This window comes from Candidatus Protochlamydia sp. W-9 (assembly GCF_001950615.1).
In the GTDB taxonomy this organism is placed as follows: domain Bacteria; phylum Chlamydiota; class Chlamydiia; order Chlamydiales; family Parachlamydiaceae; genus Protochlamydia; species Protochlamydia amoebophila.
The window spans coordinates 19716-35223 of sequence record NZ_BCPZ01000243.1 but is presented as its reverse complement, the minus strand read 5'-3'; the positions used below and the strand labels follow the sequence as shown (position 1 = coordinate 35223).

Annotated in this window: 14 protein-coding genes and 3 pseudogenes; 10 read left to right on the top strand and 7 right to left on the bottom strand. The window is 34.3% G+C overall.

Annotated elements, in window-relative coordinates:
* Positions 1–385: 385 nt before the first annotated feature.
* Positions 386–928: pseudogene (locus tag BU804_RS07805) on the top strand (IS1 family transposase); the annotation flags it as partial.
* A gap of 72 nt (positions 929–1000) precedes the next feature.
* On the opposite strand, the pseudogene BU804_RS17630 reads toward BU804_RS07805, so the two are convergent.
* Positions 1001–1129, bottom strand: a pseudogene (locus BU804_RS17630) (IS1 family transposase); the annotation flags it as partial.
* Positions 1130–1150: 21 nt separating this feature from the next.
* Here BU804_RS17630 and BU804_RS07800 point away from each other — a divergent pair.
* Both BU804_RS07800 and def read left to right on the top strand, forming a co-directional pair.
* Positions 1151–1297: pseudogene (locus BU804_RS07800) on the top strand (transposase); the annotation flags it as partial.
* A gap of 549 nt (positions 1298–1846) precedes the next feature.
* Positions 1847–2377, top strand: coding sequence for a peptide deformylase (def, locus tag BU804_RS07795; protein WP_075883631.1), 531 nt, complete (start codon positions 1847–1849; stop codon positions 2375–2377).
* A gap of 474 nt (positions 2378–2851) precedes the next feature.
* Here def and secG read toward each other — a convergent pair whose 3' ends face one another.
* Together secG and tpiA are read right to left on the bottom strand one after the other, a co-directional pair.
* Positions 2852–3145, bottom strand: coding sequence for a preprotein translocase subunit SecG (secG, locus tag BU804_RS07790; protein ID WP_042279159.1), 294 nt, complete (start codon positions 3143–3145; stop codon positions 2852–2854).
* On the bottom strand, positions 3142–3936 hold the full coding sequence (gene tpiA, locus BU804_RS07785) for a triose-phosphate isomerase (RefSeq protein ID WP_075883630.1): 795 nt from the start codon (positions 3934–3936) through the stop codon (positions 3142–3144). Before tpiA ends, secG begins: the two co-directional genes overlap by 4 nt.
* Before the next feature lie 67 nt (positions 3937–4003).
* Here tpiA and BU804_RS07780 point away from each other — a divergent pair, with 67 nt between their 5' ends.
* Positions 4004–5038: a C39 family peptidase gene (locus BU804_RS07780; RefSeq protein ID WP_075883629.1), complete on the top strand. Its 1035-nt coding sequence runs from the start codon at positions 4004–4006 to the stop codon at positions 5036–5038.
* A gap of 798 nt (positions 5039–5836) precedes the next feature.
* On the opposite strand, the gene BU804_RS07775 is transcribed toward BU804_RS07780, so the two are convergent.
* The 3 genes from BU804_RS07775 to BU804_RS07765 all read right to left on the bottom strand — a co-directional run bounded on the left by BU804_RS07775 (position 5837) and on the right by BU804_RS07765 (position 7172).
* Positions 5837–6142, bottom strand: a complete 306-nt coding sequence (locus BU804_RS07775) for a hypothetical protein (protein WP_075883628.1) — start codon at positions 6140–6142, stop codon at positions 5837–5839.
* Entirely contained in the window at positions 6103–6291 is a 189-nt protein-coding gene (locus tag BU804_RS17625; protein ID WP_075883627.1) for an F-box-like domain-containing protein, read from the bottom strand. Before BU804_RS17625 ends, BU804_RS07775 begins: the two co-directional genes overlap by 40 nt.
* A gap of 182 nt (positions 6292–6473) precedes the next feature.
* Positions 6474–7172 carry an MIP/aquaporin family protein gene (locus BU804_RS07765; protein ID WP_075883626.1) on the bottom strand — a complete coding sequence of 233 codons (699 nt, stop codon included), beginning with the start codon at positions 7170–7172 and terminating at the stop codon, positions 6474–6476.
* Between the two features lie 264 nt (positions 7173–7436).
* Between BU804_RS07765 and BU804_RS07760 the strand changes: the two genes are divergently transcribed.
* The 6 genes from BU804_RS07760 (at position 7437) to BU804_RS07735 (ending at position 13573) form a co-directional block, all read left to right on the top strand.
* A complete protein-coding gene (locus BU804_RS07760; protein WP_052236338.1) occupies positions 7437–8084 on the top strand; it encodes a queuosine precursor transporter in 648 nt (215 codons plus the stop codon).
* The gene (gene tgt / locus BU804_RS07755) at positions 8081–9211 is read left to right on the top strand and encodes a tRNA guanosine(34) transglycosylase Tgt (protein WP_075883625.1); all 1131 of its coding nucleotides are present in this window, start codon (positions 8081–8083) and stop codon (positions 9209–9211) included. Before BU804_RS07760 ends, tgt begins: the two co-directional genes overlap by 4 nt.
* Positions 9212–9612: 401 nt before the next feature.
* On the top strand, positions 9613–10041 hold the full coding sequence (gene mscL / locus BU804_RS07750; RefSeq protein WP_075883624.1) for a large conductance mechanosensitive channel protein MscL: 429 nt from the start codon (positions 9613–9615) through the stop codon (positions 10039–10041).
* Positions 10042–10044: 3 nt separating this feature from the next.
* Positions 10045–11343, top strand: coding sequence for a DegT/DnrJ/EryC1/StrS family aminotransferase (locus tag BU804_RS07745; RefSeq protein ID WP_075883623.1), 1299 nt, complete (start codon positions 10045–10047; stop codon positions 11341–11343).
* Complete coding sequence (locus BU804_RS07740) at positions 11340–12791, top strand: GMC oxidoreductase (RefSeq protein ID WP_075883622.1); 1452 nt, start codon at positions 11340–11342, stop codon at positions 12789–12791. The genes BU804_RS07745 and BU804_RS07740 overlap by 4 nt, the downstream gene beginning before the upstream one ends.
* Before the next feature lie 50 nt (positions 12792–12841).
* A complete protein-coding gene (locus BU804_RS07735) occupies positions 12842–13573 on the top strand; it encodes a hypothetical protein (RefSeq protein ID WP_075883621.1) in 732 nt (243 codons plus the stop codon).
* 51 nt (positions 13574–13624) lie between these two features.
* Here the strand turns inward: BU804_RS07735 and BU804_RS07730 are convergent, their stop codons facing one another.
* The gene (locus tag BU804_RS07730) at positions 13625–14686 is read right to left on the bottom strand and encodes an NAD(P)-dependent alcohol dehydrogenase (RefSeq protein WP_075883620.1); all 1062 of its coding nucleotides are present in this window, start codon (positions 14684–14686) and stop codon (positions 13625–13627) included.
* Positions 14687–15508 lie beyond the last annotated feature (822 nt).

Here is a 15508-nt window from a genome sequence, read left to right as displayed (position 1 = left end):
TATTTATTTTGATTTTATTAAAAATTTAATGTAATAAAATTTAATTTTAAATTTATCTCAATATTTATTGATAAAAAAATTTAGAAATTTATTCATATAGAAATGAAGGGAGCCATAAACAAGAGGTGAAAGTAAGCAATTATTATAAACAAAGATAAAATGCTTAAGGATTCTAATATAATTTGTAAGTTTTTTAGAAAATAGTAGTGTTTTTCTAACAAGTCTTAAAGCACAATTAAATCTTTCAATGCCATTTGTCTTCTCTGATTTGTTTGCTATATGGCTTATGCTGGCTAAAAAGGATAAGACTTCGAGGTAAATATTGAATTTATCTGTGTAAAATTCAGCTTTTTTTAAATCTTCTGATAGTTTTGCAAGAAAAGTCATACAAACAAAGGAACTTGTCAGAAAAGCTCTTTTAGAAAGAGTGTCTCTTAATAAAATTTGTAGAATTTTTGATGCAAGGATGCCATGGCTGCTAGATTTTATTAATTTCAGGATCCATGATTTGCCTGAGAATTTAAATGTACAAGTCACTTGCCACGAGAAATATAAGTTAGAAGTAGCTAAACTTGAAGGAAATGAGCGATGGAGTTTTGTAGGAAATAAGAAAAATGATCAGTGGTTATGGCTCAACTTGCATAAAAAAAGCCGCCAAGTGCTTGCTAGGCAAGTGGTTTCTCGAGATATAAAACCGCTGAGCTTCTTTTTGCAAAATGACCTGAATCCCTAAAGAAGGCTCTCTATTTCACTGATAAATTTAATGTCTATGATGAAACCATTCCTTGGAGTCAACATCAACCAGTTAGCAAGCAATCTGGTCAGACAAGCGACATTGAAAGATTTAATTGTGCTCTCAAACAAAAATATGCAAGACTTGTAAGGAAAACACTTTCATTTTCTAAAAAAACTAACTAATCACATTTAGTTAATAAAATACTTCATTTGTGATTACAATAGACAATTGAAAGCCTTACCTATTTAGCACTACCCTGTTTTCCTTCATGAAAAGCCAAACTCTTGTTTTTCTATGCTTTATCAACCAAAACCATTGTTCATTTGCTTTTCAACCAACAAAGTTGTGAAGTTCATCTACCTCTAATGCCCTAATCTCTAATTCTTCGATTTCCTCTAATATGACAGCATTTAAGTGATTCCGAAAAGATGGGTCGTCGAGCGCTCTTTTAGCTGGCTAGAAAAATGCAGAAGGTGATGGAAAAACTGCGAAAGAAAATTGAATACAAACTTAAATCTGCTCATTTTGGCGTTTGTGGTTCTCCTTTTAAAAAGATTTTAAATAGGTTCTAAGAATTCTCTTTAAATTATCCTTGAATAATTTTATTGGATTCAAATCTGGTGAATAGGGGGCAAGGAAGGTATTTGACATCCAGCAAATTGAATTAAATCTTTTTGTTTTTTGAAATGGATGGAATACAATTTTTTTTAAAATGATATTTGTCGTTTACAAGCATAAAAAATGGCTTGTACAATGACACCAAATGAGCGACAATTTCTTTTATAGGCATCTGGTTAAGACGTAATAAATTTTAATAAAAATTTTATCTTTTATCTTTACTAGCATAAGTTGCCCTTATTTTCGGCATTAGGCTTCGTACTTTTTTCTTTTAGGCCCACTTTTAAATTGTTTTAAGACTTAAATCGAAAATTGTTGTAGTTGTTACTTCAGAACCCCCGTCTTTGTATAGCGCACAACATATTCTCTTAAGTCATTTAAATAAGCTATGAAAATAGCTTACAAAAATTAGCATGTAAATTTTAGTTTAAAATACTATAAATTCGAATTTTATGCTACGATGAAACTAATATTAAACGAGAGAAATAAATTATGAAGCTTCCTTTAGCTTATTATGGTGATTCAGTTTTGCGTAAAAAAGGGTCACAAATTGTAGAAATTAATGACACAATTAAACAGCTTGTTCAAGACATGATAGAAACAATGGAAGCAAATGACGGGTGTGGTTTAGCTGCTCCTCAAGTCCATCAATCTCTCTCATTATTTATCACTTGTATTCCTCAATACCTTGAAAACGACCAAGTTATTCCCGGTCAAGTAAGAGTGTTTATTAATCCCAAAATCCTTTCTTACAGCCAAGAAGTTTGGGCATGTCAAGAAGCTTGTCTTTCCATTCCAGGCATGAGAGAAACTGTTTCCCGCCCTTTAAAAGTGACAATTCAAGCCACAGATTTAAATGGACATACTTTTACAGAAGAATTTGAAGGTTTTGATGCCCATGTGATTATGCACGAAAATGATCATGTTAATGGAGTTTTATACATAGATCGCTTACCCTCTAAACGCAAAAAAGGCATTGAAAAATTTTTAAGAGAAATCAAAAAGAAATATAGTAAAAATTAAACTTTTAATCTTTCTAAAAGATTTAATTTATTCGAAAATAAATTTATCATTAAATCATTAAATGAACATTCCGTGGATGGATGATATCTTAGCTCAAAACAAAGGATTTCAAGTATGTAAATTTTTGCTTGAAAATTCTGTTAAAGATTCTTTGTAAAATTACTTATATAGATAAAAATTTTTCTCCTGCACAACAAGATCTGAATTGGTAGATACGGATTACAATATAACCTAGTACCTGAATGAGATGGCGATATCATTATTTAATGAAGGTTGGGACATAGCTGTCGATGAGATTAACGATAGCTATTTTGAAAATAATTTTACTTCTCAGCATGTTCCAATTAATAACTAAGAAAATGATAGTAATAATAATGGAATAGAATTAAAGGGGACATTAGTTTAACGACTTATCATAAGCGATAACTATAATCCAGACTCACTCAATAGATAAGCAAGTCTGGAGTCGACAATTTATTGAGATTCGATACGTTCCATTGTAAAGGCAGGAGCATTATTTTGTGAGCGGCCAAGAGCACTCGTCCATAAAGACAAAAGAATACAAGCAGTAAGAAAAATAACAGCTAACCATGCCGTAACCTTTTTCAAAACATCCGCTGTCGACGTTCCAAATAAAGATTCGCTAGAATCTCCACCAAAAGAAGCTCCGAGCCCAGAACTTTTGCTTTCTTGCATCAAAATAACTGCACAAAGCAATGCGCAAATAATCAAAAAGAGCGTAATAGTAAAAAAATATAGGAATGTCATAGTAATTTTGCCTTCAGATTGAATATTGACCCACCATCATTCACAATTTCAACAAAAGATTCAAGAGAAAGTGATGCGCCTCCGATTAAAAGGCCATCAATATCGGGTTGCTTAAGTAATGAGATTGCGTTAGAAGGGTTCACCGATCCGCCATATTGAATGACAATCTGTTCGGCTAACTCTTCAGAAAAAATTTCTTTAATAATTTTTCGACAAAACTGATGAATTTCTTGTGCTCCTTCAGGTTTCGCGTTTTGGCCATTTCCAATAGCCCAAACAGGTTCGTAAGCAATTATTAAGGACTTTAAGTCTTCAGCTGTTAATTCAGCTAAACATTCTTGTATTTGGGTACGAATGATTTGTTGGGTTTCACCGGATTTTCGTTCTTCGAATGTTTCACCAACACAAAGCACAGGAGTGAGGCCAATTTCTAAAGCTTTCTTCACTTTTCGATTAATAAAAGCATTATCTTCTTTATAAAGATGGCGACGTTCAGAGTGCCCCAATAAAACAAAGGAAGCACCTGCTTCTTTAACCATTTTACCTGCGATTTCGCCTGTAAAAGCCCCTTCAGAGGCATCGTTCATATTTTGCGCACCAATTACTAATCGCGAATTTCGAATCTCTTGTTTAACAGGATAAATGGCTGTAAAAGGAACAGCAATCCATACTTGAATAGGGCTTACTTCAACCACTGGAAGTAAGGCTTTTGCAAAAGTGCAAGCCTCTTTAATGGTTTTATACATTTTCCAATTGCCTGTAATGACAACAGGGCGATGCGATGGACTCATCCGACGCTCTCCTTTTAATCTCAAATTCTTAAGAAAATATTTATGTGTTATCCTAATCTAGGAAGAGATGAAACTCAAGAAATTTCATTTTATTCAAGCTTTCTATAAATTAGAAAAAGATTTTTTAAAACAAATTTTGATACAATTTAGTTGGATTATTTTGACTTTTCCTTCATCAACAATAACTCATCATGAGTTACAAATAAAAGACCCTCTTCAAAAAATTTATGAATGGGAATTAGAAGGTATTTCCTTTTTCGACGAGTTAATTGTTTCTTGGAATGCTTTCCGTCCGTCACAAGGATTTTATCTCATTTCTACCTCTCTTTATACGACGCAATGGTCTGCATGGCTTCCTTATGCAGCTTGGCATAAAGACAAACAAAAAAGCTTTAACGTAACAGATAACGCATCAAATATTTCTTCTTTTCAAGATATTGTGGTTTGCCCAAATGTTTCCAAAGCTAAAAAATTAAGAATACGCATTGAAGCTATAGATCACGCTAACTTAAAAAATTTTTTTTGCTTACACGCTTGCACAACCTTAGGAACGCCCACTTTTAATAAAGAGGCTTCTCCTATGAGAGTGAATCCCCTTAATATTTCCCCTTTATCTCAAATGACTCTTGATCATCCTCGTTTTGCAAGTCTTTGTTCTCCGACTTCAACAACTGCCACTATTCGATATTTAACACAAACGAATACCCTTCAAGCGACTCATTTTGCTCAACATGTCTACGATCATGCATTTGATATTTATGGCAACTGGTCATTCAACATAGCACAAGCTTTTGTAGAATTAGGAAAAGCATGGAGAGGGTGGGTAGCAAGATTTACTTCTTTTAATCAAATTATTGCTCAACTAAAAAATAATTGCCCCATCGTTGTCAGTTTGAAAGGCCCTTTAAAAGGAAGTGCTCAAACTTACCAATCAGGGCATCTTGTTGTCATTAGAGGTTATCATGCTCAAAATCGGGAAATTCTTTGCATGGATCCTGCTTTTTCTTTAGATTCAGACACTCTTATAGCATATGAAGAGGAAGGTTTTTTACAGGCTTGGGAGAGGAGAGGTTTTGTTGGATATTGTTTTGCACGTCATTAAAATCAAATAAAAAAAGTTTATTGGATCCATTTAATTGCTAAAAATAAACTTCACTTTCCCAAAATAGAAAAAAGCCAATCTTTGCAATTTAAAATTGCGCAATTCATCCTCCAACCCTAAAAAGTTAGGCTTTTCCAGTTTTGAATAAATGAGAATATAATACATTCTAGTTTATGAGGTTTGATTCTTTTTTAAATTAGAAAAAATCAAAGTTAAACATTCTCTTAAAAGCCATTAAAACTATATTCAGGAGCCTGAAATTAGCCTTGTTCAGATTCTGCTTCATATTCCATGGTATCAGAAGTTGTAGATAAAACACCTACATCTAACCAAGCTTGAGAAACTATACAATCCATTCCAAACTCTGTAGCCTTTTCTATAGTTCTATTAGCAAATATTTCAAAAGTTTCATTGCTTTCTCATGTCCTATTTTTGAGCAATAATTCTCCAAATTATATCACTATTTTTAGAATGCTTCTAAAATTGCTAACCAATGTCGGATCGGATATGGAGATAAATTTACCGCTACCTTAATGCTATTCGTTTTAACAGCTTATTTCATTATCTCTTAGCTTCTATTAGGAAAATCATTTAGAAAATGTCTGAAAGAGTTAAATTTATTCCACAATAGAAAGTGGAAGATAGTAGGAAAGGAAATTTTCCATTTTCAATAAAAATAAAACTGCCTTTCTAATATAATTTATTGCAATGCAGCTGTAATGTATTCACTAGTTTATTTCAAAATTTTATAAGTATAAAGTAGCCCCTTTTTTCAAGGAGCAAGAATCACTCATGTTATTAAGCATTTTTTTTGTAAACAGTTATTTTGCGATTACCAAGTGAACCTATTTGCCCAGTTGGAGAATAATGCGTGCTTGGATTAGGCGTCGCAAATCCAAATAGTGCTGAAGCTGCACTATTTGTGCGAAATTGAAGATCATTCGTTGTTGTTTTTTTTATTTGTGTCTGAATGATCTGATCTATACTTTCGTCACGAGTTGTTTTGCTAACTTTAAGCTCTTCATAAGTTTGCTTCCAACTCTTAGGTTGTTTTGCTCCTTTAGCTACAAATTCCCCAAATTCAATTTCAGTTTTGGTTTCCATATTTGAAAATCTTTTGATAAATTTTCAAATATTTTGCATGTGCAGGTAACTGCTTGTAGGTCTCTTTTTCCTAAAAATGAAAGAATTTGTAAATTGACTTCAACTGGAATAATTTCTTGAAGTGGTGATCTCCAATTAATTGAACTCATAAAACTCCCTTTATATTAAATATTAAAAGCATAAATATATTTTATTAAGTATAAAATGGAAATTTCAATATTTATATTAAATTTCAAACAAAATTGACTTTTATTAAATTACTGTTAATATTTAGAAATTTTTTAATATTTAAAAAAAAGACTGAATAATTAGAGATCCAGTCTCCAATAAATTAAACGGAAGGAGTAGATAAAGTTGTTAAATCTTTTAACATTAACTTGCTATAAAGTAAACCAGCTAACGATCCACCAAGAATTGGACCAATCCAATAAACAATTTGATCAATCCATTCTCCGCTGACAAGAGCAGGTCCAAATGCGCGAGCAGGATTCATGGCTGCACCTGTTAATCCACCACCTGCAAGTATATCAAAGATAATTACACCACCAATAGTAAAACCAGCAATTGATTTAAAAGCCCCTTTCGGATCGACTGCAGCGGCGTAAACGGTAAATACTAAGAGAAATGTTAAAATTGCCTCAGCCATAATACCTATTCCCATAGAAACTCCATCTGCTAAAACAGGAGTCCCTAATTTTGTCAATTCTGTGACATTTGTTGGAAAGATTATTTTAAGGCATAGTGCTGCAAATACAGCACCTGCTAACTGAGCAAAAATTTCTGCCACTGTTGTTTTCCAGTCCGACCTTCCACCGATTAAGACTCCTATAGAAACAGCTGGATTAAGTTTTCCTCCTGAAATATGGCCAACGTTAGACACCATCACAGCAATGGCAAGTCCATGAGCAAGGGCAATTCCGACAAGCCCCACACTGCCAGGATTCATCTCATTTAAACAAATTGCGCCTACCCCGATAAAAATCAACGTAAAAGTTCCAATAAATTCAGCTAATAGCCATGCAAGATTCATAAAACCTCGTATTAATTGTGATATCAAAAGAACAAACCTGTAAAATCTAAAAGCAGAATTTTACAGGCTCATCTAATTTTTTGGGTTTACTGACTTAGAAATTTTTCATTTCAATCGACCAAAATGATTTCCAAATCAAAAAATTTATATTCATTTTAAAAATAACATATTAACAAAAAGAATATTTTAATGAGTCAATTTTTGCAGATATTAAATTTAACAAATCTACCTTCAAAAGCTTAAATATGATATAATATTTTAGTTATGAACGAGATTTTATTTTTTATTCAGACAATATTGATTATTAGCTTTGCTTTGATAGCTAAACGCTTAGGAAAGACTGCCTTGATCGCTTGGGTCGCTGTCCAAGCTCTGATCGCCAATCTATTTGTCCTCAAGCAAATTGTTTTGCTCGGGCTTGAAGTCACAGCAAGTGATGCATTTGCCATAGGCAGTTTACTAGGACTTAATTTTTTACAAGAATATCACGAAAAAGAAGACGCAAACCAAGCAACATGGATTTGCTTTTTCTTTATGATTTTTTTTGTTTTCGTTTCCCAAATCCATTTGCTTTATGAACCTAGCTTGAATGATACTTCACAACCTGCATTTTTGATGATTTTATCTGTCACCCCTCGTTTACTCCTTGCTTCGATGAGCGTCTTTTTTATCGTTCAGCAAATTGACATCCGTTTTTTTACATTCTTAAAAAGAAAGCTTCCAAATATAAGTTTTGCCTTTCGAGCAGCAATAGCGCTTATTTTATCTCAATTTTTAGATACATTTTTATTTAGCTTTGCTGGTTTATATGGAATTGTTTCTTCAGTGACAGACATTATTGTTGTCAGTTTTATGGTTAAATTAATTGTAATTTTTTGTTTTACTCCTTTTGTAAAGTGGGCCAATACATGACGTATTTTAAATTCGAACTTATCCATCGCTCTAAAAAATCACGCGCTCGCGTTGGTCGCATTCATACCCCTCACGGAATAATTGATACTCCCAATTTTGTTGCCGTCGGAACTAATGGAACAGTTAAAGCTTTGAACAACACCATGTTACATGACATCGGATTACAACTGATGTTTTGTAATACTTATCACATGATGCTTCAACCTGGAACTGATATTGTCAGACAAGCAGGCGGTTTACATTCTTTCATCCAACGAAAACTTCCGATCATTACCGATTCAGGAGGTTTCCAAGTATTTAGCTTAGCTTATGGCTCTGTCGCTGATGAATTAAAGAGCAGGGGAACCAAAAAGCAAGGAGGATGTGTTCTTAAAATTACGGAAGAAGGGGTCTTATTTCGTTCTTATCGAGACGGCTCTAAGGTTTTATTAACTCCCGAAAGTTCAATTAAAGCTCAAAAAGACTTGGGAGCTGACATTATCATTCCTTTTGATGAGCTCCCCCCTTATCATATAGCCCGCGATGTCTTAAAAAAATCTTTAGATCGAACTCATCGTTGGGAAAAACGATCTTTAGAGGCTCACTTAAAAAACCCTCAAAAGCAAGCCATGTACGCTGTGGTTCATGGAGGAATTGATCCAGATTTACGAAAAGAAAGCTGTGCTATTCTAACAGAACTTCCTTTTGATGGATTTGCAGTCGGGGGAAGTATGGGTAAAACCAAAGACGAAATGCATACACTTCTGTCTCTCACCCTTCCTCTTCTTCCTGAAGATAAACCAAATCACCTTTTAGGAATTGGAGACCTTCCATCTATCGAGCGAAGCGTTCCGCTTGGAATTGATACTTTTGATAGCTCATACCCAACAAGAGCTGCTAGACATGGCATTTTATTGACTAAGCGAGGTCCATTAAATATCACCAAATCTGAGTATGCGACAAACTTTAATTCCATTGAAAAAGGATGCCACTGCCCTACCTGCCATCATTTTTCTCTCGCTTATATTCATCATCTTTTCAAAGCTCGAGAACTAACGTGTATGAGTTTAGCCACAGTCCATAACCTGTATTTTATGGTTCAATTCATGGAAAAGTACCGAAAACAAATTCAAGAAGATTTGATTTAGCAGAAGGTAAATTTATGCTAAAATAAAAAAAATTATATGACGATTATTTAATTTGACAATGAAGCAATGTTTTTTCACTAAAAAATCATTAGCTTCGTAATGTTGTTACCTTAAGAAATAAAAAAAGAATTTGAAATCTTTACAATTCTTATTTTGATTAGTATTAAGAGTTGAGCTAATAACCAGGAAAAGTGTTTTTAGAAAATATTTATCTATAATTCTAACTTGATTTATGCACAAAGCTGACTGCCAAAGAAAAATTAAATAAATTAACTTATCACATCCAAAAGTAAACCTAAAGGCTTTATTTTTTCGCCTTTTATTAATCCATCAACCCAACTTCATTGACATAATTCCCCTTTTTTAAGCATATAAAGTTAATTGCTTATTAGGAGATTATGATGTCTTGGTTAAAAGAGTTTAAAGAATTCGCTCTTCGTGGCAATATGGTGGATTTAGCTATTGGAATCATCATCGGTGGAGCATTTAGCAAAGCCGTTAATTCTTTAGTCACCGATGTCATTATGCCTTTAATTGGTCTTCTATTAGGAGGCGTTGATTTTAGTGCTCTATCCTTAAAATTACATTTACCAGGAAGTACTGCAGCTCCAGTTGCAGTAAAATATGGAATTTTCGTCAACACTCTGATTGACCTACTGATTCTTTCTTCTGTAATCTTTATTGTGATCAAAGGGATGAACCGATTATATGAGAAAAGTAATAAAGCTCCTTGTACAAGAGAATGTCCAGAATGCTTAATGACTATACCAATTCAAGCTAAAAAATGTGGACATTGCACTCTAGATCTCGCTCAAAAAAAGATTATTTAAATCATGTATTCAAGTGAATTAGCTATTTTGGGTGGACCAAAAGCTTTTAAAAAAGCTTTTGAAGAAAAATGGCAACGACCCAAAGATAAAGAAAAAAAACTCATTAATGCATTAATTGATCGGGATGAATTATCAGGATCTGGATTTGGAATCAGTCTAGATTTTGAACAAGCTTTCGCTTCTTATATTGGATGTCAGTATTGCTTATCATTCAGTCATGGGACAGCTGCATTAATGGCCGCTTATTTTGCAGCTGGAATAGGGCCAGGAGATGAAGTTTTAACACCGGCTGTTGGTTATATCGCGAGTTACTCAGGAGCGATTCATATGGGGGCTCGCCCAATTTTCTGTGATATTGACCCTTCGTCCTTATTAATTAATCCTCAAGAAATTCAAAAAAAACTTTCTCTGCGTACCAAAGCTATCAATATTACAGATCTAAATGGACGCATTTGCGACCTTGATAAGATCCTTTCTCTTGCTAACCATAAAGGAATTCCTGTTGTTGAAGATGCCTCTCATGCTCATGGAGGATATTGGAATAAAAAAAAGATCGGTAATTTTTCGCATGCAACTTGCTTCAGTTTGCAAGGTGTCAATCCAATGGGTAAAGCTGTTGCTGGAGGCGAAGGGGGTGTTGTGTGTACAAATGATCAAGACATTTACCAAGCTATGCTGGCATACTGCCAATTGCATCGAAAAAATATCAAGCAAGAATTACACAATAGTCCTTTTGAAGTATTAGATAGTGAAGTGCTTGGGCTTAAGTGGAGAGCGCATCCCCTAGCCTTAGCGATTGCCCTAGTTTCATTAGAAAGTTTAGATTTCAGAAATCAGTGTCGAACAGACAATGCATGCTTAACTCAAGACGCTCTCAAAGACTTTTCATTTATCTCTTTTCCCCTTCTTAAAACAGAAGCTAAAGTCGGAGGCTTCTATGGAGGTTTAAAAGTCATTTACAATCCTTCTCAATTAAATAATCTACCTTTTTCTACATTTATCCAAAGTTTAATCGAAGAAGGGGTGCCTATTATCAGTGTTGGGGTCGGTTCTTGTGAATACCGACGCACGCTTGCTCATACTGGATTTGATTTATGGGGAGAAGGAAGAGGGCCTTTAGGTCCTGCTTGGCAAGGATTAGAACCTTATCGACAGCTTGATAAGAAGAATTTTCCTATCGCAGAAGAAATGGATCAGCGAGTTTTTACGTTACCAAGTTTTATTCACGTCGAAAATGAATATTATGACTCTTTAAAAAGAGCATTTGAAAAAATACACTCTTATTATCAAAAGATCATATGATTACTTTCATTCAAGACTATATAGATTCTTCTATTCCAAAAGCAAAAGTTTGTATTATTGGAGCAGGAGCAGCCGGGATTGAAATAGCTACTCAGCTAGCTTCTTCATTTGGCTCCATTTTGCTTTTAGAAGCAGGTTTAGAAGAATTTGATTTCGAAACACAAAAATTAACTTATTTTAAGCAGCAAGGAAAAAAAATTAGGTCCTTAGACCCACAAAATCTTTTTACTTTTGAAATGAGTAAAAAAGGTCAAACGCATTTAAAACAGTATGGAGGGACATTAAATATTTGGGGAGGAAAATGGAAAACTCTTGATCCAATTGATTTTGAATCGAGGTTTGACTTGTCAGAAACAGCTTGGCCCATCACTTATCAAGATTTATATTCTTATTATGCTTCTATCGCGCAAGATTATCAAATATTAGATCTTACTTGGGCTAATGCTCATAACGCTGACCTCCCCTTTACAATTTCTCAATTACCTGGTTTTTCTCCGAGCTTAGATTTACTAGAAAAACATCCAACAAATAGTAAACATAAATTTCAAAAACAGCTCGCGTCCTCCTCAATCCAAGTAATTTTAGGAGCTCATGTTGTTAATATTGCACTTTCAGAGAATTTAGATTCGGTTAAACATCTACATGTACGCTCCTTACGAGGACAGGATTGGCACGTTGAAGCACAATTTTACATTTTAGCGGCCGGATCAATAGAAAATGCCAAACTTCTTCTTAATTCTCGTTCCCAGTTAAAAAAAGGAGTAGGTAACCATAGTGATTGGGTAGGAAGAAATTTGCTCGACCATCCTAAAGGTTTTGGAGGATTACTTTTTCCTTATGATCAAAATGACATTATTGAAGGTCGTACTTTTTCTGACAAAAATAAAACTTTAGAAATAGGTATCTCTTTAAATCGGGAATTACTTAAAAAAGAGCGATTACCCAATCATTGTATAAACATCTTTCCTCGTATTGAACAAAATCAAATAGTTTATGCCATCAAATTTTATCTCGAACAACTTCCAAATGCAAATAGCCATCTATTTTTAACAAATGAAAAAGATGCATTGAATCAGAATATTGTTTCTTTAGATTGGAAGTTTAGAAAAGAAGATTTAATTTGCTTTGAAAATTATCTCACGATTTTTGCTAATCTTTTAAAAAAGCACCAAGTCGGAGAACTAAATATGAAAGCTGATGCTTTAACAATGGAAATTTTTAGAGATGCAAGTCACCAACTGGGAACGACTCGAATGGCTTTAAAAGCTCAAGATGGAGTTGTTGACTCAAATTGTCAAGTTTTTGGAGTAAATAATTTATTTATTGCTGGAAGTTCCATTTTTCCCACTGCCGGACATGCCAATCCGACATTGACAATCTTAGCCTTAGCTCGCAGACTTGCTGATCATTTAAAGCGAACCTATGGCAATATTTTTTTTAATTCTTAATAAATGATATAATAAAGAGAAAAAATTAAAAATTCCTTCATTGGAGGTTTATGAAAAATGTTTACCACATCATTTTTATGGGGATAATGGGATTTGCTTTGCTTTCCTTCTCTTTGATTCAAGCACAAGTCGCTTATCCGTATACAAGCGGGCAAGCAGTTTTTGTTCAATCTCCTTACAATTCTTCTCTGTATACAAATTATGATTATAGTTCGCGCCAAGGAACCGCTAATAGGCTTCCTGCGTACACGACAAACCAAGCTGTATTCGTGCAAAAACCTTATGTCTCGCAGCAAACAGTGACAGCCTTTCCTTCGACAGACTATTCTAATCTACCTAGCACAGAAAGCCGTTATACCTCCCCGAGTGCTTTTCCTTCTACTGTAGCTCCTCCTTATACAAGTTCGGCTGCATCTATCAGTGGCCGTTATACAACGACGACACAAAACCCGACTTACAATTACCCTTATCCTACTTCAAGCTATACCTCTACGAGCAGTTATCCCTATACTTCAACAACTCCGATAACGAACTATCCTTCCACAACTATTCAACAACAGCCTGTTAATTCCTCCACAAATTCACAAATTCCCATAATCAGTGGGCAATATTATCAAACCATTCCTAGCGCTCAAAAGACAGGGGTAAAGCAGCCCATTAATGCATCTTCAGTCATTTACAACAATGCCTATCCTGTTACCACCGTTTCGCAATACCCTTATCCTACAACAACAACTGCGACTCCTGAAACTATTATTCAGTCTACCTCGCAAAAAAAATAATCATTCAATCTGCTACCAATGAGTTTATTTACTCATTGGTAGCTTGCATCCCTACTTTTTCAAAGATGCGCTGTCTATGACAAAGTGGTATTTAACATCACCCTTTAGCATGCGCTCATAAGCGTCATTGATTTTCTCGATCGGGATGACTTCCACATCGGCCGTAATTCGACGCTTCGCGCAAAAGTCGAGCATTTCTTGCGTTTCTTGAATTCCTCCAATTAAAGATCCTGCAATCTGCCTACGTTTAAAAATAAGTTGGTCGACAGTAGGAGAAGGATGAGGAAATTCAGGAGCACCCACCAAGCATAAAGTTCCCTCTCTTTTTAATAAAGCAATCAAAGGATCTAAATTATGGGAAGCGGCCACTGTATCGAGGATAAAATCAAAAGTAGCGTTATATTTTTTAACATCTTCTTCATTTTTTGAAATAACCACCTCATCAGCTCCTAATCTTTTCGCATCCTGTTCTTTATTTTTTGATGTGGTAAAAAGGACAACATGAGCTTCCATTGCATGGGCTAATTTGATGGCCATGTGCCCAAGACCTCCGAGACCAACGACGCCTACTTTACTTCCCTTTCCAACATTCCAATGCTTCAAAGGTGAGTAAGTCGTAATTCCTGCACAAAGTAAAGGAGCTACACCTGGATAATCTTTTTCTTTAAATTCTTTTGGAACATGAAGAACAAATTGATGGTCTACAACGATTTGGGTTGAATAGCCTCCTTGTGTAATGGATTGATCATACTTATCATAGCTATTATAGGTAAAAACTGGTCCATTTTCACAATATTGCTCTAAATGTTCTTTACAACTAGAGCAAGTTCGACAAGAATCGACCATACATCCAACAGCAACCACGTCATCTTTTTTAAAATCTTTAACATCTTTACCAACTTTTAAAACTTTTCCCACAATCTCATGACCAGGAACAAAAGGATAAATTGTACTTTTCCATTCATTGCGCGCTGTATGCAAATCGGAATGGCAAACCCCACAATATAGAATTTCTATTTGCACATCCTCTGATCTTAATTCGCGTCGATCAAATGTGAATGGAGTTAAAGGTGTTGTCGCTTGTTGAGCGGCATATCCTGAAACTTTAACCATAGTTAGCTCCTTTAACGTTTTTAAACAGGTTAAACCAATTAAAACTCTTATATATTGAAATAACAAAATACATCATGTCTTGATTTCTAGATAATCACCTTGCAGATGTCAATCTTTTTTTAAGAAGCTGAATAAATGAGAATAGGTAACCTCAGAAGTCTTTCTTAATAAAGAAAAAAGTCGGATAATAAATTGAATTTATCTAGCTTAAAATGAAGACAGTGAGCCTTAGAATTTTCTGAGGAAATGGAATTATTATGGTTTAATAAAACGGCAGTCATGACTTCATTAACACAAACAACTTGCTGATTTAATCGCGCAAGCTCTAGCTGTTTTGGATAAAAAAATTAAAAAGAAAATCGCAAAATTTAGCAGAATTTACTTGTATAAAAAAGGGGTGCACAATCAATTGGCAACAAAAGCTTTTACAATTATCTTCCTGAATCGAAAAGTTTTAATAAAAAAACTAATACCTTCATGTTAAAACACTAGCAAAACTTTTTCTTTGTTAATCCTTATACCAAGTCAAAAGCTATTTGCACTGGTTTTCTTCCACATCAAAAAACGCTTTACAAAACTAACTATTGAATTTGAGATTTTGATTTTTTTTCTTCCCATTTGCTGGTTTCTGACGCAGCCACTTAATTAATAAAAAATTATCTTAATGATGAAGACATCCCCCCCTTCCTGTAAAATACGTGTATTCTGATAAAGGTAATAGTAAAGGTTTCTTCTTATTCCATCTTTTTTGATTCGAATGCATAAGTAAGGATTGCAAAATTTTATCTAACAGTGACAGTTTCTTTCAAATCAGTGTAGAGA

Bases quoted from the DNA above. Each gene is read 5' to 3' on its own strand.
- def (WP_075883631.1), top strand. From the start codon at position 1,847: ATGAAGCTTCCTTTAGCTTATTATGGTGATTCAGTTTTGCGTAAAAAA.
- secG (WP_042279159.1), bottom strand. From the start codon at position 3,145: ATGACATTCCTATATTTTTTTACTATTACGCTCTTTTTGATTATTTGC.
- tpiA (WP_075883630.1), bottom strand. From the start codon at position 3,936: ATGAGTCCATCGCATCGCCCTGTTGTCATTACAGGCAATTGGAAAATG.
- BU804_RS07780 (WP_075883629.1), top strand. From the start codon at position 4,004: ATGAAACTCAAGAAATTTCATTTTATTCAAGCTTTCTATAAATTAGAA.
- BU804_RS07775 (WP_075883628.1), bottom strand. From the start codon at position 6,142: ATGGAAACCAAAACTGAAATTGAATTTGGGGAATTTGTAGCTAAAGGA.
- BU804_RS17625 (WP_075883627.1), bottom strand. From the start codon at position 6,291: ATGAGTTCAATTAATTGGAGATCACCACTTCAAGAAATTATTCCAGTT.
- BU804_RS07765 (WP_075883626.1), bottom strand. From the start codon at position 7,172: ATGAATCTTGCATGGCTATTAGCTGAATTTATTGGAACTTTTACGTTG.
- BU804_RS07760 (WP_052236338.1), top strand. From the start codon at position 7,437: ATGAACGAGATTTTATTTTTTATTCAGACAATATTGATTATTAGCTTT.
- tgt (WP_075883625.1), top strand. From the start codon at position 8,081: ATGACGTATTTTAAATTCGAACTTATCCATCGCTCTAAAAAATCACGC.
- mscL (WP_075883624.1), top strand. From the start codon at position 9,613: ATGTCTTGGTTAAAAGAGTTTAAAGAATTCGCTCTTCGTGGCAATATG.
- BU804_RS07745 (WP_075883623.1), top strand. From the start codon at position 10,045: ATGTATTCAAGTGAATTAGCTATTTTGGGTGGACCAAAAGCTTTTAAA.
- BU804_RS07740 (WP_075883622.1), top strand. From the start codon at position 11,340: ATGATTACTTTCATTCAAGACTATATAGATTCTTCTATTCCAAAAGCA.
- BU804_RS07735 (WP_075883621.1), top strand. From the start codon at position 12,842: ATGAAAAATGTTTACCACATCATTTTTATGGGGATAATGGGATTTGCT.
- BU804_RS07730 (WP_075883620.1), bottom strand. From the start codon at position 14,686: ATGGTTAAAGTTTCAGGATATGCCGCTCAACAAGCGACAACACCTTTA.